General features: G+C 60.9%; 1 protein-coding gene. It reads right to left on the bottom strand.

Annotation, left to right across the window (positions count from 1 at the left end):
* Positions 1 to 374 (bottom strand): IS110 family transposase (locus tag AC13GA_RS20525; protein ID WP_482998845.1); only part of this gene is annotated, 374 nt, incomplete at its 3' end.
* Between the last annotated feature and the right edge of the window lie 212 nt (positions 375 to 586).

Here is a 586-nt window from a genome sequence, read left to right as displayed (position 1 = left end):
CACAGCTCCCCCAGACGGCGCTGCCAAGCCGCTGGCGGTACGTAGCGGGTCAGCTTTAGGGCATCGGCCATGTGGGCCAGCACCATGGCATCAATACGATCGGTCTTGGCCTGCTTTCCCGTGGCTGAGGCAAAGCTGCGGCCACGGCCAGGATTGATTCGTACCATCGGCAGGCCTGCTTCATGCAGCGCATCCAGTGCCTTTTGCTCGTAGCCGCCACTGGCCTCGAGCACGACCTGCTTGGCTGGCCACTGCTGCAACCACCGGATCAGGCTATTCCAGCCACGTTTGCTGTTCTTGAACTGGCGAAAGGCCTGTTCATGGACGGCAACATCCAGATTCTCACCACTGACATCGATCCCGATCCCAAACATGAGGTAACTCCGCTAGGCTGACAGGGCCGAGAGCTCCCCCCGCTTGCCCAGTCTTATCAGTGCGAGCGCCAACTCGATCAACTGTTCGGGCGGATCAGGGAGAAACCGGCGCGGAGATCCTTGCTACAGAGCGATCGAGAAGACCTAGAGCCGAACGGTCGCCCGCGCCGGGCTCTCGGCACCTAAGGTGCCAGAGTCGCAAGAGATAAGAG

It is taken from the genome of Stenotrophomonas sp. 22DLJC03, from assembly GCF_056861405.1.
Note: the sequence above shows the minus strand (reverse complement) of the source record. Positions and strands in the feature narration are given on the sequence as shown.